At 59.1% G+C, this 20,338-nt stretch carries 9 protein-coding genes; 7 read left to right on the forward strand and 2 right to left on the reverse strand.

Annotation, left to right across the window (positions count from 1 at the left end):
- Positions 1 to 155 precede the first annotated feature (155 nt).
- The 5 genes from JFT81_RS12200 to JFT81_RS12220 all read left to right on the forward strand — a co-directional run bounded on the left by JFT81_RS12200 (position 156) and on the right by JFT81_RS12220 (position 6,934).
- Positions 156 to 743 carry a YecA family protein gene (locus tag JFT81_RS12200; protein WP_007919726.1) on the forward strand — a complete coding sequence of 196 codons (588 nt, stop codon included), beginning with the start codon at positions 156 to 158 and terminating at the stop codon, positions 741 to 743.
- A 10-nt stretch (positions 744 to 753) separates the two neighbouring features.
- Positions 754 to 1,149 (forward strand): YbaN family protein, encoded by a 396-nt coding sequence (locus tag JFT81_RS12205; protein ID WP_201227501.1) that lies wholly within the window; start codon positions 754 to 756, stop codon positions 1,147 to 1,149.
- Between the two features lie 213 nt (positions 1,150 to 1,362).
- Positions 1,363 to 1,713, forward strand: a complete 351-nt coding sequence (locus JFT81_RS12210) for a hypothetical protein (protein WP_201227502.1) — start codon at positions 1,363 to 1,365, stop codon at positions 1,711 to 1,713.
- Positions 1,714 to 1,820: 107 nt separating this feature from the next.
- On the forward strand, positions 1,821 to 4,487 hold the full coding sequence (locus tag JFT81_RS12215) for a hypothetical protein (protein ID WP_201227503.1): 2,667 nt from the start codon (positions 1,821 to 1,823) through the stop codon (positions 4,485 to 4,487).
- A 512-nt stretch (positions 4,488 to 4,999) separates the two neighbouring features.
- The gene (locus JFT81_RS12220; protein WP_201227504.1) at positions 5,000 to 6,934 is read left to right on the forward strand and encodes a hypothetical protein; all 1,935 of its coding nucleotides are present in this window, start codon (positions 5,000 to 5,002) and stop codon (positions 6,932 to 6,934) included.
- Between the two features lie 81 nt (positions 6,935 to 7,015).
- Here JFT81_RS12220 and JFT81_RS12225 read toward each other — a convergent pair whose 3' ends face one another.
- Positions 7,016 to 15,619, reverse strand: a complete 8,604-nt coding sequence (locus JFT81_RS12225; RefSeq protein ID WP_201227505.1) for a retention module-containing protein — start codon at positions 15,617 to 15,619, stop codon at positions 7,016 to 7,018.
- Positions 15,620 to 16,152: 533 nt separating this feature from the next.
- Between JFT81_RS12225 and JFT81_RS12230 the strand changes: the two genes are divergently transcribed.
- Together JFT81_RS12230 and JFT81_RS12235 are read left to right on the forward strand one after the other, a co-directional pair.
- Complete coding sequence (locus JFT81_RS12230; protein WP_201227506.1) at positions 16,153 to 17,517, forward strand: TolC family outer membrane protein; 1,365 nt, start codon at positions 16,153 to 16,155, stop codon at positions 17,515 to 17,517.
- Positions 17,518 to 17,736: 219 nt separating this feature from the next.
- Positions 17,737 to 19,896: a type I secretion system permease/ATPase gene (locus JFT81_RS12235; protein ID WP_201227507.1), complete on the forward strand. Its 2,160-nt coding sequence runs from the start codon at positions 17,737 to 17,739 to the stop codon at positions 19,894 to 19,896.
- Between the two features lie 143 nt (positions 19,897 to 20,039).
- Here JFT81_RS12235 and JFT81_RS12240 read toward each other — a convergent pair whose 3' ends face one another.
- On the reverse strand, positions 20,040 to 20,243 hold the full coding sequence (locus JFT81_RS12240) for a hypothetical protein (protein ID WP_201227508.1): 204 nt from the start codon (positions 20,241 to 20,243) through the stop codon (positions 20,040 to 20,042).
- Positions 20,244 to 20,338 lie beyond the last annotated feature (95 nt).

Raw genomic sequence — 20,338 nt, forward strand, 5'->3', positions numbered from 1 at the left:
GATCTTGAAAAAATAAAATCAAAAGATCGCAGCCTTCGGCAGCTCCTACAGGGGATATGCAGGGCGCAGCGGGGCAAATCTGCCGTGCGGCTGGCTTGAGCGCTCAAGAAGGCCTAGAATTCCCGCATTGTTTATTCCCCCAAGGTAGCCCCGTAATGTCCTTCGCTGAGCAACTGACCCGCCTGCAAGTTTTCCTCGATGCCGACGAGCTGCACGACGAGGCGCTGGATTACGTGGCCGCTCACGGCTACCTGACCGCGCTGTCGATCTGCGCCGAAGACGTACCGGAGCGTGAATGGATCGACGCCCTGTTCGCTGAAGAGCCGCATTACAGCAGCGACGCCCAGCGCGAAGAAATCGAAGCCACCCTGATCGGCCTCAAGGCGCACATCGCCCGTCAACTCGCTTCCGACGAAGAATTCGAGCTGCCATGCGAACTGGATCTGGGCGAAGAGCCGGACGATTCCGAACTGCGCGGCTGGTGCATCGGCTTCATGGAAGGCGTGTTCCTGCGTGAAGCAGCCTGGTTCGAAACCGCCGAAGAAGAAGTCAGCGAGATGCTCCTGCCGATCATGGTCGGTTCGGGCCTGTTCGACGAACAGCCAGAGTTCGAAGACATCGCCAAGGACGCCAACCTGATGGACGACATGATCGTGCAGATCCCGGAAGCCCTGACCGCGCTGTACCTGCTGTGCCAGGCGCCAGACGAGAAGCCGGCGATCCTCAAGCCACGTCACCACTAAGTCGCAGCCTATGGACAACCCCATAGGCAACCGCTCCCTGATGTTGCGCTACCTGCTGCTGGCCATTGGCTGGCTCAGCGTGGCATTAGGGGTGATCGGTATTTTCCTTCCTGTCCTGCCCACCACCCCTTTCCTGCTCCTCGCGGCCGCGTGCTTCGCGCGCAGCTCTCCGCGTTTCTATCAATGGCTGGTCGAGCACCCGCGACTGGGGCCATGGATCCGCGATTACCTCGATGGCAACGGCATTCCGCTCAAGGGCAAGGTCTATGCGATCGGCCTGATGTGGGCGAGCATTCTGTTCTCGTGTTATCTGGTGCCACTGCCGTGGGCGCGGGGGTTCATGCTGACGAGTGCGGTATTGGTGACGGTGTACATCCTGCGGCAGAAGACTTTGCGCAAATTCTGATCCTCCTTGAACGGGTTAAAAAAACCGCCAGACACGTCTCTCAGGCTCCACATCCTTACGCCTTTGCCTACAGCTACGCCAGAGTCCGCCGGCTTGTAAGTTTTCCCAACGGCTGCCGGCTCCTATACCAGCCCGCCACGCGCGGTCAGTGCCGGACTGGAAAGCGCCGTACCTCGTTCGGTTCTGGCCTACAGTCCGGGCAAGACCATCAGCGTGATTTACACCCTCATCCGCGATGGCATACCTACCCCGTCAACCGCACTGCGCTTGAACATTCTGGTATTGCCGGTAACTGCATTGATTCCGCCAAAGATCGTCGAGGCCGACGCCAACAACTTTCTGGATGTCACCGCGTTGGCCACAAACGCCTCACCGGCCCCTGTTATTACGCTTCAAAAAATCCCACGAAACCGTCGATCCGCGCTCGACCACTACAGCGGCCCGGCCTGCCGTGGGCTTCGCAGCACCAGACGCTGCTGGGATCGCCCAGTTGATCATGCTCGGTTAATAGAGAAGCAGTTAAGGGTGTTGATGCGTTTATCCACCGTTAATCTGAAACCCTGATGTACCTGTCAGATATGACAGTAGGCAATGTCCTCGACCGGGGATCTAATCCGCCTTATTGGTGCCGCCATTCACTCCAAAGGTGCCTCCTTAAAGGTGATACTTAGATGAACAGCCCCATAAGCAGCACCAGTTCAGCCGCCCATCAACAAATTCTGGTCTTCCCGCCAGGCCGCGGCATTGGCGTTCTATCGGTCTCCCCGCCCTTCCCGGTCAACTTCAAACCACAGGCAGACGGCGCGCTGGGGATCAACATCAACATGGTGTACGGCGACCGGAAAGGGCTGCTCGTCTACATCCTGGCCTACCTGAATATGGCCGTCGGCGACAGCCTCCGAGTGTTCATCGACACCGACAGAGTACCGGTGGTCGAGTTATCGGTCACCGATGCACATTTCGATGACCAAGGGCTGGCGAAAAACATTCCCTTCTACATTTCGGCCCAGAACATGGAAGCCCGTTTTGCGCCACTGAAGAACGAGAACAAGCTGCTCTGGTTCGTGGTTCAGCGCGTGAGCGGCAACCCCGCCGAGTCGTCACCGCGCGCACCGTTGTTTTACAAATATCCGGCGCCGGGCGAGGCCGACAAAGATGGTGGCAAGCCATTCAATCAGGGTCTAAAGCTGCCCGTCGCCTCAGAGACCGTGGTCGATCAGTCGGTCATTGCCGAAGGCATGACGGTGACCGTCGCGCAATACTTCAATCAGTCCATCGGGGATGTGGTGGTGCTGGCCTTCGGCTCATTGCTGTTTGAGATTATCGTCACGGCACTGGGTGACGTGATCTTCGAACTGACCCCGCAGCAACTCGCCAGCCTTGCACCGACCAACAGCCTGGTGGTGCGCTGGGAAGTGTTTGATCGGGTGGAAAACGCCAGCGGCTGGTCGGATTCACTCAACCTTGCGTTCAAACCTGGCGTGGCGTTGCTGAACGCGCCGATTTTCGACCAGGCCGATATCGACAACGTGATTGATCACAACGCGCTGGCGGGCCGCCCGCTGGACATCCTGGTTACCGGGGTGTTCGCCAAAGACGATGTGATAGAGCTGACCCTGGAAGGGCTCACCCGGGGTGGGGATCCGGTTACCGAACTCAAAAGCCAGACGCTGGCAGTCACCAGCAGGTCAGTAAAATTCACGCTCGATAACGAACATGTGCGCAACCTGATTGGCGGGGCGCTGCATGCGCACTATCAGCTGATCAGGACCGGCAAGCCGCAACAGTCAAAACCGGCGGATGCGACCATCAGCGGCACTTCGCAGCTTCTGGGTTTACCGATTCTGGAACCGTTGGTGGACGGCAAATTACCGGTCGACACTGCGCAAGCCACCGTACGCGTGGCCGCTTACTGGCCGCTGAAAAAAGGTGCCACGGTCGAACTGCGCTGGCAAACCACCGATCGGCAAGGGATTGTGGCGCTGTTCGTTTTCCGTCAGATCGTCACTGACACAACGCTGCCCATCACCTTTCACGTCGACGCCAACTATATCGCGCCCTATGCCAACACCCCACTGACGCTACAGAACACCATCGCCAACCCGGGTGAGGTCCAAGTGCAGTCCGAGTTGCTGCAGTTGAAGATTGGTGAAGAGACAAAGATCGAGTTGTTGCCACCGTTACTGCTGCCGCCGGCAGTCAGTCCGATCGATGTGCTGGCCTATGTGAATGGGCTGACGCTGCGGATTGAATATTTACTTGCACTGGCGGGGGACGAGGCGCAACTGGTGGAGATCAATCCGCCGGCCGGGTCGGCACCATTTCCTTTGGTGAAGTTTGGTGGCAGCAAGCGCATCGACACCGTACTGACAGCTGCTTTTCTGGCGGCTCGGCATGGCAGGGATCTTGAGCTTACGTGGCGTTTAAATCGTAACAATGCGGTGATTGGCACGTCGTCCGGGTTGAACTTGACTGTATTGCGGATAAAGGACAATGACTCCAGATTGCCCATGCCAAAGGTTATTCAAGCGCCGGACAACCTCAATTTCAATTTAGGCAATTTCACCGGAGATGCTGGAATACGACTGGCACCCTTGCCAGGTGCTCATTTGGGACAAAGAGTGTGGTTGAAATGCTCACGGATCCTGGAGAGCGGCGCAAGTCACACCATCACTCTTCTAACCTCACACCTGCTCACCGCAACAGAAGTTGCTAACGGCTTTACCAATATCACTCTGCCGCGAAGTCAATTGACCCTACTGAAAAACGATAGTCTTTTCTCTGTAGACGCAAGCGTTGCATTCAATGGCGAAGCAGACCTTCTCAAGTCGACCCACCTCCCAACCTTGAAACTTAATTTTAAAAAGCCAAACCTGGTGTCGGGATCCGAAAATTTTGAAACAGTTCCCGTGCAGACCTTTAGACAAAATATCCCAGTCAAGCTGAACAGCGGCCTGACCGTTCGCGTGCTCGCCGATAGCCCTGGGTCGACTTATAACGTGCAAACACTACAAACTAACGGCCAATACACACCGAGGTTCGGAAACAGAACACTACTCGCAGACCATGGGGCCATTTTCAGATTGGAATTTAACGGAGAAGCAAGAAACGCCAGCATTGAGCTTTCTGTTGTAAACACAATCGGCACAACAGTATTTTTTTGCAACAAAAATAATTCAAATTTACAAATCACCGCCATCCCGATAACGGCACATCCAAATGTCCACATAGTTTCATACACAGCACAACCGGGGAAAGAGGCATCTTATATATTGATACAGGTAGGTCCCGAGGCTGATGGTGGGATCTGGGTCGACAATATAGTTTTTTGGAACTAGACAGTTCAGAAAAGAGTGCGGAGCCACCCACTTTTTTTAACTCCCTGAACAACCAATGTATTCAATCAACTTGCGGACGTGACTGGCAGACTACAAACCCCTGCGCCTCTGGATATAGCTACGCCAGAGTCCGCCGGCTTGTGCGCACCAGTGCTCCAAAGCTCATCGAAAACGATCTGTCTGCGATTGATGTCATGGCGGCTGTGCGTGGGAGACCAATTGCCGACTAAAAAACACACCCTGTAGGAGCTGCCGAAGGCTGCGATCTTTTGATGTTTCTTTTAAAAGACAAGATCAGGGATCGCAGCCTTCGGCAGCTCCTGCAGGGGACGGTTTCAGTTCAGGAATCCACAACCGTACCCACCCGCCGGCCTCAGGCTGACCATTGGTCTTAAACGTTAGCGCACCTGTCAGATCTGACAGTAGGCGGTGTCGGTCAGTGCGGTTCTAATCGAGGAAATCAATGTCGCCCGCCAGGGCATCCGCCTCCCCCCGACGATGGGTTATTGCTCATGAGCCAGACCACCAGCAGCGCTAGCGCTTCAGAAGAACAGGTCGTCATCTTTCCACCGCCGTCCGGCAACATTGGCGTGCTTGCCGTACCACCGCCGTATGTCATCGGTTACAAACCGCTGAGCGATGGTGCGCTGGGAGTCAACTACAGCATGGTACACAGCGATGTTCAGGGCTTGCTGGTGTACATCCTCAGCTATCAGCAGATGGCTGTCGGGGACCATATCGATGTTTTTCTCGGCGATGTCTTTGTCCCCGTGGCCTCGTTTCCTGTAACCATTGAAAATTTCGATGCCGACGGCGTGCCCCGAGATGTGCCTTTCCATATCTGCGCCAGTGACATGAGTTCGAGGTATCCGCATCCGGGAAACCAGCCGCTGTCTATCACTGTGAAGCGCATCAGCGGTAACGCCGAAAGCTCAACGCCCTATTTGCTGTTCTACAAAAGTTTTCCGCCGGGCAAACCGGACATCGACGGTGGCAAGCCATTCAACCAGGGCTTGCCGCTGCCTATCGCCTCGGAAACGATCATTGACCAAAGCGTGATCGATAACGGCATGCGCGTGACCATAGAACCCTATTTGCATCAGGCTCTGGAGGATGTCGTGACACTCGCGTTCGGACCACTGACGCTGGTACTCACCGTCACCAATGCAGCGGCCGCCATTATTTTTGAACTGACACCCAAACTGCTCGCCACACTGCCACCAACCGATTCGCTGGTGGTGCGCTATCAGTTGACCGACAGGGTTCATAATCAGAGCGGCTGGTCGGACGCACTGCTCCTGCAAAGCAAACCGGGAATCACATTGCTGCCAGCCCCCGCCGTCGAAAGGGCACCGGGCAACATACTCAATCATGACCTGCTCCTTGGTGGGCCGGCGCGAGTGGTGATTTTCCTCAGCAACTATGCAAAGAATGACCAGTTGCAACTGACTCTGCAGGGCCTCACGGAAACGGGCGAAGCGGTCACGTTCACGTACACCCAGTCCTTGGACGGGATGAGCAGCGTAATTTATTTTGAAGTTGAAAATGAACGCGTGCTGGCGCTGATCCGGGGCTCTCTGCGCCTGACTTACACCCTCAGCAAAGGAGGCACTGGCGCGCCGCAACTGTCCAAACCGACCAATATCACCATCCAGGGCGGCGCCTTCACGCTACGCCCGCCGTTCATCGAACAAGTCGTGGAGAACGAGCTACCCGCCAACACCAGCATGGCGAAGGTGTTCATTCCCGATTACTGGGCCTTGAAAGCCGGTGCGTCGGTCCAGCTGTTCTGGCAGGTCGTCGATCCACTCGGGGTCACGCTTCGCTATATTTTCGGGCGCACCATTACTGACCCCAACCTGCCCCTGACCTTTGATGCAGGCAGCCGTTACATCGCACCTTTCGCCGGCAATCCTCTGACGGTGCACTACAAGGTGATCAACCCCGGCCGCGCGTCAGTGCAATCACCTTTGCTGGAACTGCGGATCGGCAAGGCGACCGAGCCGCCGCTGGAGCACGACCTGACAAATTTTGACCAATATGACTGGAATGGCTGGCGTCGGGGTCCAGCAACGCGTCCGAATGACTGGACCATCGTGTTCGAGCAAGGCAACTACAGGGCGCAAAATTACACCTACAGCGACAACTCGGCGGGCGTTGTGCTGCAGAAACAATTCGCCAATCTGAAGCCCGGTGGCCGATATTCGTTGACGATCAACTGCTTCCGTTTTCGCGGTGACTATGCTGCACCGTCGCTGTCGCTGAGCGCCGGAGGCGTTGCCATTACCGGGCCGATAACCCTCAGAAACCTGGTCTGGACAAACTTGTCAGGCAACTTCGTCGCCAGCGCCAGCGAGATGACTCTGGCTATTGTCAGTCATGTCGATTCGGGGGTCGGCAACGATTATCAGGTGGACAATCTGGAACTGCAGTTACTCGACTTATAGCGCCTGAAGAGCATGCCGTCAGAAAGACAAGACCGCCGTCCTGTTTCATCAGGGCGGCGGTCTTGTCGTCTCAGCCCTCGATCAAACCGTATCCACCTTCAACGAATGATCATTCAACATCCCGCTGATGATCGTCGCCGTGTCGTGCCCGCTGGCAATCATCCCGCCAGCCCCAGGCGTTACGCCGTAGTGGCTGGCAAGGTTGACGCCGGCGAGGTCGATGGTCTGGTTCGGCGTAGCGCCGGCCATCGCGCTGACGTCGATGCTGGTCACGACTGACGCGCCGGTGCCGGTGACGGTGAAATGCAGGTAGTCGTCCAGCGACGCTGTGGTGCCGTTTTCGCCTTGGAGCAGTTGCGACAGGTCGAGCTTGTCGGTGCCGGGGGTGAAATCGGTGATGGTGTCGTGGCCGCTGTTGCCCTTGAGCCACTGGAAGGTGTCGGCTCCCGGCCCGCCAGTCATCGTGTTGTTGCCCATGCCGCCGATCAGCAAGTCATCGCCGCCACCGCCGTTGAGGATGTCGTTGCCCAATCCACCGTTGATCACGTTGTTATTGTTGTCGCCGGTCAGGGTGTCATCGAAGTTAGAGCCGACGAGGTTTTCGATGCCGGTGAGGGTGTCGGTGCCGGCACCAATGGTGTTTTGCGCACCGAGCAGGCTCAGATTGACCGTCACTCCAGCAGTGGCGTGGGCGTAGCTGGCGGTGTCGATGCCAGTGCCGCCGTCCAGCAGGTCATTGCCCGGACCGCTGTAGAGCAAGTCGTTGCCGGCGCCGCCGTGCAGTTCGTTGTTGCCACTGCCTGCGGTGAGCACGTCGTTGCCGTCGCCACCGTTGAGGATGTTGTCGCCAGTACCCGCCACCAACACGTCATCGCCCGAGGTCCCGGTGAGGGTGTGGCCGTCCTGATAAGTGATGGTCACGTTGGCCGTGTCACTGCCGCCATGGTTGTCGTTGGCGGTGTATGTGCCGTGGTAGTCCGGGGTGATGTCGTGCGCCCCGGCGTAGTTGACCGTCATGGTCAGTTGATAATTTTCCGCCGCCGTCGGATTGCTGCCGCTGGTGTTGGTAATGTTGGTGATGTGGATCTGGTAGGTACCATCGGCGCTGGCGGTGATGGTGCCGCCGTCGGCAATGGCGACGAACGCGCCGCCATTGAGCGAATACTCCATGGTGATGTGCCCGGCCGCCAGGTTGTGATCCAGGTTGAGGGTTTCGCCCTGTTTCAGTTTGACGGTAATCAGGTCTTCATCATTGGCATTGGCAGTGGTTACCGCGCCGAGATAGCCGCTGACCACCAGCATGGCGGTCATCGCCGCGGTGTTGGCGGCGAACGAGTTGCGCACGTCGGCCAGGCTCTGGTTGGCGGCAGTGTTGCCCGTACCATTGAAGGTGATCGCACCTGTGCCGGTGAAGTCCGCGCCTTTGGCGGCCCAACCGGTGTTGAAGGTGGTCGGCGAGGCGTTGAGCGTGTCGCCATTTGGATCGGTGTCGTTGGCCAGCAGCAGTTCGCCTGGCACGACGATGTTGCTCGACAGCACGTTGGTGATGACGTGGTCATCCGCGGCCACCGGAGGCGCGTTGGGGATCACTTTCACCGTCAGCGTCGAGCTGGCGAGGTCGCCGTCGTTGTCGCTGAGGGTGAAACCGATGTTCTCGGTGATCACCACCGCCGTGGTTTTCTGCGAGGTGTAGGTGTAGTCGCCGGTGTCGAGGTTGATCACCAGCGTGCCGCTGTTGTTGGTGGCGATGCTCAGCGTGTTGTTCACAGTGTTGAAGGTGCCGTGGTTGACGCCTCCGGTCGCGGTCAACGAGCCTTGGCCGCTCAGGGCTTTTGGATCGTAGGTGTAGGTGGTGCCGTCAACGACGATGGATTTGATGAAGCCGCCATCGGCGCCGAACGTACCGCCCTCGCCCAACAGCGAACCGGTGACTGGCGCGCCTTCCACGGTGCCGGACAACACCGAGTTGAGCTGGTTGAGATCGGTGACCACCACCGCATTGGTGTTGGTGTGGCTGATGCCGTCATACGCCAGTGGATCCAGGTTGGCGTTGCTCACGCCGCTGCCGAGGCCGATCGCGTAGTTCTTGATGTTGTTGGCATCGAGGAACGCTTTGAGCGTGGCTTCATCGCTGGTGCCGATGTCCTGGCCATTGGTGGGTTTGCCATCGGAGAAGAAGTACCCGACGTTCTGCGCCCCGGTGAGTTTGCCCGCGGTGTTGAACGCGTTGTACATGGTCGCCACCGCGGCGTCATAGTTGGTGCCGCCACCGGCATTCAGGCCGGCGAGCAAGGCCTTCGCCGTCGCGACGTCGACCCATACCGAGGTGCGGTCGGTGGCGCTGCTGCTGAAGGTCACCAACTGTACTTTCACATCACCGAGATCATCGTATTTGTCGAGCAAGGCGCTGATCGCCTGTTTGGCCAGGTCCAGCCGAGACAGGCCCGGCACGCCGGACGCGTCTGCCATACTGCCGGAGATGTCGAGGACGATGAGAATGTTCGAGTCGATCTCTACCGCCGCCACCGAACGATCCGAGGCGACCGCTTTCGGTACGTCATCGACGATATTGACGACAAGGGTGCTGGTGGTGCTGTTGCCCAGCGCGTCAGTGGCTTTGTAGGTGAAGCTTTCGCTCAGGGTATTGGCCCCGTCGTTGGCGCTCGGCGTGGTTTTCGGCGCCGAGGTCAGCGTATAGGTGTAGGTGCCGTCGGCGTTGAGCTGGATCTGGCCGTAGGTACCTGTGGCGCTGCCGACCAGGGTGTAAGTGATCGCGCCGCTGCCGCCCGTGACCGCGCCGACCAGCGTGCCGGTGGCGGTTTCACCGTTGTTGGTCGGATCGCTGCCGGTGACCGTACCGGGGGCCAGATCCTGGCCGTCCTTGGTCAGGTCCAGGGCTTTTTCGTAGACCGTCACGTCCTGGTCGACCGAGGCCACCAATTTGCTGTCGGCGACGTTGACGGTGATGGTCGTGGTGCTTTCGTCGCCGTCACCGTCGCGGATGGTGTAGGTGAACGTGTCGGTCGCACCCGGTGGGCTCACCGAGTTCGGATTGCTGTGATAAACGGCGTTGCCCAATGCGTCGAGAGTCAGGTAACCGAAGTTGCCGTTGATGTTGCTGTTGAGTCCGCCGATCGCCGACGTCGCGGTGTTGCTGCCAGCGCGCACGCCCACCACCGCACCGCCCGCCGCTGCGCCATCGGCACCGGTGACGTCGTTGCCGAGCACGCTGATATTGACCGTGCCGCCCTCCGTCACCGAACCAGTATCGGCTTTGGCGGTCGGCAAATCATCGATGATATTGACGTTGATCTGCCCGGACGCGGTGCTGCCGTCGCCGTCGGTGGCGACCACGTTGAAGTTCTCGGTAAGGCTGTTGGCACCGTTGCCGGTCGGATGCGCTTCGTTATCGACCAAGGTATAGCTGTAGCTGACGACGCCAGTGCTGGCGTTATAACCAGTGATGGTCAGCGTGCTGCCCAGCGGCGTGGTAACCGATTGCGGGAAGCCTGCGGCGACACCGTTGGTGACGACGGCAATGCCGCCCACGGTCAGGGTTTGCAAGCCATCGAGTGCGGTGACGGTGAAGGTGCCGCTTTGGGTCAGTGCCGTCGGGTTGGGGCTAGTGCCGTCGCTGAGGTTTTTCTCGTAGACGGTGAGTTCACCACCATTGACGTCGAGGCCGTTGAGGATCACCGGATCGTCGTTGTTGTGGATCTGCAGAACCAGATTCGCGGTGCTGGTATCGCCGTCGGAGTCAGTGATGGTGTAGGCGAAGGTTTCGGTGCCGTTGCCACCGCCGTGCAGGTTTTTGAAGTCGGCGTCATTGGTGTTGAGGGTGTAGGTGTAAGTGCCGTTGGCGTTCAGCACCAAGGTGCCGTAGGTGCCGGTAAAGGTTCCTGCGGTGACCGGGCCTGTGGGTACGCGGTCGGCGCCTTGTACGTCGTTGGTCAGGACGTTGCCGGTGAGGATCAGGTTGGTTTCCGAGGCGGTGCCGACGTTGCTGTCGTTCACCGCTTTTGGCAGGTCGTCGATGATGTTTACATCGAGGGTCGCGTTGGCGGTGGTGCCGTTGTCATCGACCACGGTGACGGCGAACTGCTCAGGCAAGTTGTTCGCACCGTTGGCGGTAGGGTGGGCTTCGTTGTCGACCAGGGTGTAGCTGTAGCTGACGACGCCAGTTGTGGCGTTGAACCCGGTGATGGTCAACGTGCTGCCCAGCGGGGTGGTAACCGATTGCGGAAAGCCTGCGGCCACGCCATTGGTGACGACGGCAATGCCGCCGATTGTCAGCGTGGTGACACCGTCCAATGCGGTGATCGTGAACGTGCCGTTTTGGGTCAACGCAGCGGAATCGGGTGCGCTGCCGTCGCTGAGGTTTTTCTCGTAAACCGTCAGCTCACCACCATTCACATCGAGACCGCTGATGACCACTGGATCGTCGTTGTTGTGGATCTGCAAGACCAGGCTTGCGGTGCTGGTGTCGCCATCGGAGTCAGTGATGGTGTAGGCGAAGGTTTCGGTGCCGTTGCCACCGCCGTGCAGGTTTTTGAAGTCGGCGTCGCTGGTGTTGAGGGTGTAGGTATAAGTGCCGTTGGCATTCAGCACCAAGGTGCCGTAGGTGCCGGTGAAGGTCCCGGCAGTGACGGGGCCGCTGGGAACGCGGTCGGCGCCTTGCACATCGTTGGTCAGGACGTTACCGGTGAGGATCAGATTGGTTTCCGATGCGGTGCCGGTGTTGCTGTCGTTCACCGCTTTTGGCAGGTCGTCGATGATGTTCACATCGAGAGTCGCGTTGGCGGTGGTGCCGTTGTCATCGACCACGGTGACGGCGAACTGCTCAGGCAGGTTATTCGCGCCGTTGGCGGTTGGATGCGCTTCATTGTCGACCAGGGTGTAGCTGTAGCTGACGACACCGGTTGTGGCGTTGAACCCGGTGATGGTCAACGTGCTGCCCAGCGGTGTGGTGACCGATTGCGGGAACCCGGCAGCCACGCCATTGGTGACGACGGCGATGCCACCGATGGTCAGCGTGGTGACACCGTCCAATGCGGTGATGGTGAACGTGCCGTTTTGGGTCAACGCAGCGGAATCCGGTGCGCTGCCGTCGCCAAGGTTTTTCTCGTAAACCGTCAGCTCACCACCGTTCACATCGAGGCCGCTGATGACCACTGGATCGTCGTTGTTGTGGATCTGCAAGACGAGGTTCGCCGTGCTGGTGTCGCCATCGGAGTCAGTGATGGTGTAGGCGAAGGTTTCGGTGCCGTTGCCACCGCCGTGAAGGTTTTTGAAGTCGGCGTCGTTGGTGTTCAGCGTGTAGGTGTAAGTGCCGTTGGCATTCAGCACCAATGTGCCGTAGGTGCCGGTAAAGGTCCCTGCGGTGACCGGGCCAGTCGGTACGCGGTCGGCACCTTGCACATCGTTGGTCAGGACGTTGCCGGTGAGGATCAGATTGGTTTCCGAGGCGGTGCCGACGTTGCTGTCATTCACGGCTTTTGGCAGGTCGTCGATGATGTTCACATCGAGAGTCGCGTTGGCGGTGGTGCCGTTGTCATCGACCACGGTGACGGCGAACTGCTCAGGCAGGTTATTCGCGCCGTTGGCGGTTGGATGCGCTTCGTTGTCGACCAGGGTGTAGCTGTAGCTAACGACGCCGGTTGTGGCGTTGAACCCGGTGATGGTCAACGTGCTGCCCAGCGGAGTGGTAACCGATTGCGGGAACCCGGCAGCCACGCCATTGGTGACGACGGCGATGCCACCGATGGTCAGCGTGGTGACACCGTCCAATGCGGTGATCGTGAATGTGCCGTTTTGCGTCAACGCAGCGGAATCGGGTGCACTGCCGTCGCTGAGGTTTTTCTCGTAAACCGTCAGCTCACCACCGTTCACATCGAGACCGCTGATGACCACCGGATCGTCGTTGTTGTGGATCTGCAGGACGAGGTTCGCCGTGCTGGTGTCGCCATCGGAATCGGTGATGGTGTAGGCGAAGGTTTCGGTGCCGTTGCCACCACCGTGCAGGTTTTTGAAGTCGGCGTCGTTGGTGTTGAGGGTGTAGGTGTAAGTGCCGTTTGCGTTCAACACCAAGGTGCCGTAGGTGCCGGTGAAAGTCCCGGCAGTGACGGGGCCGCTGGGAACGCGGTCGGCGCCTTGCACATCGTTGGTCAGGACGTTGCCAGTAAGGATCAGATTGGTTTCCGATGCGGTGCCGGTGTTGCTGTCGTTCACGGCTTTTGGCAGGTCGTCGATGATGTTTACATCGAGGGTCGCGTTGGCCGTTGTGCCGTTGTCATCGACCACGGTGACGGCGAACTGCTCAGGCAGGTTATTCGCGCCGTTGGCGGTTGGATGCGCTTCATTGTCGACCAGGGTGTAGCTGTAACTGACGACACCGGTTGTGGCGTTGAACCCAGTTATGGTCAGTGTGCTGCCCAGCGGCGTGGTGACCGATTGCGGGAACCCGGCAGCCACGCCATTGGTGACGACGGCGATACCGCCGACGGTCAGCGTTGTCACGCCATCGAGTGCTGTAATGGTGAACGTGCCGTTTTGGGTCAACGCAGCGGAATCCGGCGCGCTGCCGTCGCCAAGGTTTTTCTCGTAAACCGTCAGCTCACCACCGTTCACATCGAGGCCGCTGATGACCACTGGATCGTCGTTGTTGTGGATCTGCAAGACGAGGTTCGCAGTGCTGGTATCGCCATCGGAATCGGTGATGGTGTAGGCGAAGGTTTCGGTGCCGTTGCCACCACCGTGCAGGTTTTTGAAGTCGGCGTCGTTGGTGTTGAGGGTGTAGGTGTAAGTGCCGTTGGCGTTTAACACCAAGGTGCCGTAGGTGCCGGTGAAGGTGCCGGCAGTGACGGGGCCAGTCGGCACGCGGTCGGCGCCTTGTACGTCGTTGGTCAGGACGTTGCCGGTGAGGATCAGATTGGTTTCCGACGCCGTGCCCGCATTCGAGTCATCCACGGCTTTTGGCAGGTCATCGACAATGTTCACGTCCAGCGAGGCATTGGCAGTGGTGCCGTTGTCATCGACCACCGTCACCGCGAACTGTTCGTTGAGCGTGTTGGCGCCATTGGCTGTCGGGTGCGCGTCGTTGTGATCCAGGGTGTAGCTGTAACTGACAACACCGGTCGCAGCGTTGAAACCGGTAATGGTCAGCGTGCTGCCCAGCGGGGTGGTAACCGATTGCGGGAACCCGGCAGCCACGCCATTGGTGACGACGGCGATACCACCAATGGTCAGCGTTGTGACGCCATCGAGTGCCGTGATGGTGAACGTGCCGTTTTGCGTCAATGCCGCAGAATCCGGTGCACTGCCGTCGCTGAGGTTTTTCTCGTAAACCGTCAGCTCGCCACCCTCGACGTTCAACCCGTTGATGATCACTGGGTCATCGTTGTTGTGGATCTGCAAGACGAGGTTTGCGGTGCTTTTGTCACCATCCGAATCGGTGATGGTGTAGGTGAAGTTCTCTGTGCCGTTGCCGCCGCCGTGGAGGTTTTTGAAGTCGGCGTCGTTGGTGTTCAGCGTGTAGGTGTAAGTGCCGTTGGCGTTGAGTACCAGCGTGCCGTAAGTGCCGGTAAAAGTGCCAGCGGTGACGGGGCCGGTCGGTACGCGGTCGGCGCCTTGCACGTCATTGGTCAGCACGTTGCCGGTCAGCGTCAACGAGGTTTCCGAAGCCATCGAAGCGTTGCTGTCATCCACTGCTCTGGGCACGTCATCGGTGATATTGACGTCGAGCGTGCCAGTCGCGGTGTCGCCATTGCTGTCGCCGGCAATCACCGTGAACTGTTCGCTGAGGTTGTTCGCGCCATCACCGGCAGCGTGGGCCTCATTGCCGTTGAGGGTGTAGCTGTAAGTGACCACGCCGGTGGCCGGGTTGTACCCGGTGATGGTCAGGGTGTTGCCCAATTGTGTGGTGATCGACTGCGGAAAGCCGACCGCCACCCCTGCATTGATCAGGTTGATGCCGCCAACACTGAGGCTGCTCAAACCGTCCGGCGCCGTCACCGTGAAGCTGCCGCTCTGTGTCAGCGCACCGGGATTGGCAGCCGAGCCGTCAGGCAGATTGGCTTCATTGAGAGTCAACTCACCGCCAGGCACGGCCAGGCCGCTGAGGGTCACGATGTTGTTGATCGGTGGCGGCACGATGGGCGCCGGGGTGCCGTTGTCGACGACAACGTTGTGCCGCTCTTCGGGAAACTCGGGAATACCGCCGAACCCGGCAGTCGGGAAGCCGATGATCGGGTCTACCCGCCCGCCGACTTCCGTCAGCAAGACAAAACTGTGACCGCCGCCCAATTCTCCAGGCGCGCCGCCCGGTGCGTTGGGGCCGGCGGCGGTGGCTTCAGCGGTTTTGGTCGGGTCGTCACCGGCGGCAATGGCTTTCTGGATCTGCTCGACGTCGGTCAGTTGCGCTTCGCTCGGCGTCACCGCCTCGGGCGCATTCACATGCGCTGCCTGATCGGCGAGCAATTGGCCGGTCATGGTAAGGCTGCTGTCGCGGCCCAGGGTCAGTTCCTGGCCATTTTGCAGATGAACGGCAACGGCGCCTTCCGCCCCGGTGATCAGTTGATCGCCGGCAAACAGGCGATCGCCCTCAACCAGAGCACGACGGGTGCCGTCGGTTGCCTGGGCGAAAACCTGGCCAATGACTTTAGTGACTGTACCGATGAGCGTTGCCATGTGAAATCCTCCGCTGCCGACCACCGTCGGCACTGGTAAGCGAAGCAGCCCATGGCTCAATCGGGTTGTCGGGGCGACGCTCGCACCCTCGACAGTTCGTTTCGCAGGCCGCGCCCGATGAGGAAATTTCAGTGCTATCAAGCACTTCCGAGCCCTGATCAAGACCGCTTGCCTGCTAACGCTACGTAACGGCGGTGAATCACCCGAGTGACAAAAAACTGTCGCTCATTTGCCGCTACGCGTCCCTCCCCTTCAGCAGTACTTCGCCGTATGTCGCAAAGTGAGTGGAACTTTCCTCAAGCCTTTTTGCGCTCCCTAAAGCACCTAAAACAAAGGCTTTCGTGCTGAACAATGTGCTGGTTTTTATAAAGCGCATAAGTTTTTTTCGGCATAAGCCTTATGAAAATTTTTTCTTAGCTACGCTTCAGGATGTTCTTAGCTCTGTTGTTACAAGAGTGAAACGCTTACAGCTAAAAATATCGTCAAATATTTGGCGACAGTAACACACCATCAGGACTCAGGGAGATGCACCCATGCGCGTTCTAACCCCCCTCTGCAGCGCGGTTTTGCTGGCCATGGCTTGCACTTCTCAAGCCCAGGCCATGAACCTCACCGAGGCGATCCAAAGCACCATCGCCACCCACCCGGAACTCGCCTCGCGCGTGGACGCCAAACTGTCGGCCGATGAACAAGTCAAAGTCGCCAGGGGCGGCTTCTATCCGTCGGTCGACCTGAATGCTGCTTACGGGCGCGGCTACAGCGATAACACCAACACCCGGTCGCTGACGCCCAGCGGTCACAACACCGAAATTCTCAATTACACCCAGTCCGAGCTGCGTCTGCGGCAAATGCTCTTCGACGGTTTCAACACCGCCAACGAGGTCGAGCGCACCAAGGGCGTGTCCAACTCGCGCGCCTACTACGCACAAGGCACTGCTCAGGATCTGGCGCTGCGCACCATTGAGGTCTACCTCGAAGTGCTCAAGCGCCGCGAACTGGTGACACTGGCCCGGAACAATTTGCAGGCGCACTTGCGGGTCAACGATCAGATCGGCCTGCGCACCGAGCGCGGCATTGGCAGCACTGCCGACTCCGATCAATCGGTCGCCCGTAAAGCGCTGGCGCAAAACAACCTCGACACTGCCGAAGTCGACCTGGCGGATGCCGAGTCGAATTTCTACAGCGTGGTCGGGCGCATGCCCGACGAGTTGGAAGCGCCACCGTCGACCCGTGGGGAATTGCCCACGAGCCTGCCTGAAGCCCAGCAGAGCATGGTCGAAAACAACCCCTACCTGAAATCGGCGCAGGCTGACGTGCAATCGGCCGAGAGCCAGTACGAAGTTGCCAAGTCGCCGTTTTATCCACGCTTCGACGCTGAAGCAGCGGTGGGCGCGAACAACAACGTGCAGGGCGACGAAGGCCACGACAACGAATGGCGTGTCGGCGTGATCATGAACTACAACCTGTTCCGTGGCGGCAGCGACAAGGCCCGACTGGCCTCCGACGCGCACCAGATCAATCAGGCGATGGACATCCGCAACAACGCCCTGCGTCAGCTCAACGAAAACATTCACCTGGCCTGGAACGCGATGGTCAATGCCAAGAAGCAAACCCCGACCGCCCGCGAATACGCCGAAACCACCAAACGCGTACGCGCCGCGTATCAGGATCAGTTCGGCCTCGGCCAACGTACCCTGCTCGACTTGCTCGACAGTGAAAACGAGCTGTACAACGCCAACCGTCGCTACACCGAAATTCGCTACACCGAGGAATACTCGATGTACCGCGTGCTGGCGAACATGGGTCAGTTGTTGAGCAAACAACGGGTGGTATTGCCAGCGGATGCGATCGCCGCGACCGAGGTGAAAAACGAAGCACGCCTGCCGGAACTGAAGTAACCCTTTATGTAGGAGCTGCCGAAGGCTGCGATCTTTTGATGTTTTTCAGCGTTCCCTAGCTCCGGAATGTAGCCAGTGACGCTCCGCGTCACGGGACGCAGAGCGTCTCTAGAGGCGTTCCCACGCGCGGCGTGGGAACGATCAAAAGATCGCAGCCTGCGGCAGCTCCTACAGGGGTGATGTGTGGATACTCGAGCCAGTCCAACAGAGGCGATCAATATGACCAGCATGGAACCCGGCCACTCCGGGGTCGATCCGCGGCTGAGCTTCGATGATCCGTTACTCGACGGTCTGTTGATCCTCTGCAAACTCCATGGCGCGACGGTCAGTCGTGCCAGCCTGAGTGCCGGGCTGCCGTTGAACAAACAACGCCTGAGCCTCGACCTGCTGCCCCGCGCCGCCGCCAGGGCCGGTTTGCAGGCGCGGATTTTGCGCCGCGAACTGAAAGACATCTCGCCACTCAATCTGCCGATCCTGTTATTGCTCAACGACGGTCGCACCGCCGTATTGCGGCGTTTTGGCGATGACGGCAAAGCGCTGATCCTGCCCAGTGAAGCCGATGGCGGCGAGCAATGGGTCAGCCGCGACGAACTCAGCGAACACTACAGCGGCCAGGCGCTGTTCGCTCGGCCCCGGCATGAACTCGAAGACCTCCGTTCGCCGCTGGTACCCCGCGTGCATGCCTGGTTTCGCGACACCTTGAAGCTATCGAAATGGCTCTACAGCGACGCGATACTCGCCAGTTTCCTGATCAACCTGTTGGGCCTGATGGTGCCGCTGTTCGTCATGCAGACTTACGATCGCGTGGTGCCGAATCAAGCCACGTCGACCCTGTGGGTGCTGTCGATCGGCCTGCTCATCGGCACCGGTTTCGAACTGGTGCTGCGGGTGGTGCGCGCGCACTTGCTCGACACCGCCGGGAAGAAAACCGATGTGATTCTTTCTGCGACGTTGTTTGAACGCATCACTGGCATGTCGATGAAGGCACGGCCGGCGACCATCGGCGGTTTCGCGCAGAGCATTCATGACTTCCAGGGCCTGCGTGAGTTTCTGACAGCGGTGACGTTGACCAGCCTGATCGACTTGCCTTTTGTTGTACTGATGCTGGTGGTGATCGGTTTGCTCGGCGGCTGGCTAGTGGTCATTCCGCTGCTGGCGTTTCCGATCACCATCATCTTCGCGCTGGCGATTCAAGTGCGTCTGCGCGACACCGTACAGAAGAGCCTGAGCCTGGGCGCCGAACGTCAGGCGGTGCTGATCGAAACCCTCGGCGGGCTGGAAACCCTCAAGGCTTGCAGCGCCGAAAGCGAGCGTCAGCACAAATGGGAAAGCACCCACGGCGCCCTCACCCGCCTCGACAGCCACGCGCGCAATCTGTCGGCGCTGGCGACCAATGGCACACTGTTCATTCAGCAGTTTTCCGGGATGGCGACGATTGTTGCCGGGGTTTACAGCATCATCGCCGGCAACCTCAGTGTCGGCGCACTGGTCGCCAGTTACATGCTCGGCAGCCGTGTACTCGCGCCGCTGGGGCAGATCGCCGGGCTGATCACCCGTTACCAGCAAGCGCAACTGACCATGAAAAGCACCGATGCGCTGATGTCGCTGCCGCAAGAGCGCGACGGCAAACAGCGACCGCTGGAACGCACACAACTGCAAGGCGCTCTGGACGTGAGCGGCGTGACTTTTCACTACAACGGCCAGAATGCGCCGGCCCTGAGCAATGTCAGTTTCAGCCTCAAACCGGGTGAGCGGGTCGGCATCATCGGCCGCAGTGGTTCGGGCAAAAGCACCCTGGCGCGACTGGTGATGGGCTTCTACGAACCCGAAGAAGGCCAGTTGCTGCTCGACGGTCTTGACCTGCGGCAACTGGATGTCGCCGACCTGCGCCAGCAGATCGGATACGTCGCCCACGACCTGCCGCTGCTGGCCGGCAGCCTGCGCGACAACCTGACCCTCGGTGCGCGCTACATCAGCGATTCACGCATGCTCGAAGTGGCGGAGCTGACCGGTGTCACCGAGTTGGCTCGCCAGCATCCGCAAGGTTTCGACCGGCCGGTGGGCGAACGTGGGCAACTGCTCTCCGGGGGGCAACGCCAAGCGGTGTTGCTGGCGCGCTCGCTGCTACTCGACCCGCCAATCATGCTGCTCGACGAACCGACCAGCGCCATGGACAACAGCAGCGAAGACCAACTGCGGCAGAAACTGCATGACTGGGTACAAGGCAAAACCCTGCTGCTGGTCACCCACCGCACCTCGATGCTGAGCCTGGTGGATCGGCTGTTGGTGCTGGACAACGGTCGTGTCGTCGCCGACGGCCCGAAAGACGCGGTCATCGATGCACTGCGCAAGGGCCGCGTCGGCTCGGCGGCGGTGTAGATGCGTACACATGATCATGGCTTTCACCAACCCAATGGTTTGCATGGAACCTGTGGCTACACAGAATCTGTGGCCTGCACAGAGCCTGTGGTCTGCACAAAACCTGTGTTTACACAGAACCTGTGGCCTTCACAAAACTGTGTCTACACAGAACCTGTTTCCTGCACAAAACCTGTGGTCTGCACAAAACCTGTGTCCTGCACAGAACCTGTTTTCTGCACAAAACCTGTGTCCTGCACAGAACCTGTTTCCTGCACAAAACCTGTGTCCTGCACAGAACCTGTTTCCTGCACAGAACCTGTTTCCTGCACAAAACCTGTGTCCTGCACAGAACCTGTTTCCTGCACAAAACCTGTGTCCTGCACAGAGCATGTGGCCTGCACAGAACCTGTGGCGAGGGGATTTATCCCCGTTTGGGTGCGCAGCGCCCATGAGATTTTTG

This window comes from Pseudomonas sp. TH43 (genome assembly GCF_016650635.1).
Taxonomy (GTDB): domain Bacteria; phylum Pseudomonadota; class Gammaproteobacteria; order Pseudomonadales; family Pseudomonadaceae; genus Aquipseudomonas.

What these genes read in the sequence shown, in the direction of transcription:
- JFT81_RS12215 (WP_201227503.1), top strand. Translation starts at nt 1,821, where the DNA reads ATGAACAGCCCCATAAGCAGCACCAGTTCAGCCGCCCATCAACAAATT.
- JFT81_RS12225 (WP_201227505.1), bottom strand. Translation starts at nt 15,619, where the DNA reads ATGGCAACGCTCATCGGTACAGTCACTAAAGTCATTGGCCAGGTTTTC.
- JFT81_RS12220 (WP_201227504.1), top strand. Translation starts at nt 5,000, where the DNA reads ATGAGCCAGACCACCAGCAGCGCTAGCGCTTCAGAAGAACAGGTCGTC.
- JFT81_RS12230 (WP_201227506.1), top strand. Translation starts at nt 16,153, where the DNA reads ATGCGCGTTCTAACCCCCCTCTGCAGCGCGGTTTTGCTGGCCATGGCT.
- JFT81_RS12235 (WP_201227507.1), top strand. Translation starts at nt 17,737, where the DNA reads ATGACCAGCATGGAACCCGGCCACTCCGGGGTCGATCCGCGGCTGAGC.
- JFT81_RS12200 (WP_007919726.1), top strand. Translation starts at nt 156, where the DNA reads ATGTCCTTCGCTGAGCAACTGACCCGCCTGCAAGTTTTCCTCGATGCC.
- JFT81_RS12205 (WP_201227501.1), top strand. Translation starts at nt 754, where the DNA reads ATGGACAACCCCATAGGCAACCGCTCCCTGATGTTGCGCTACCTGCTG.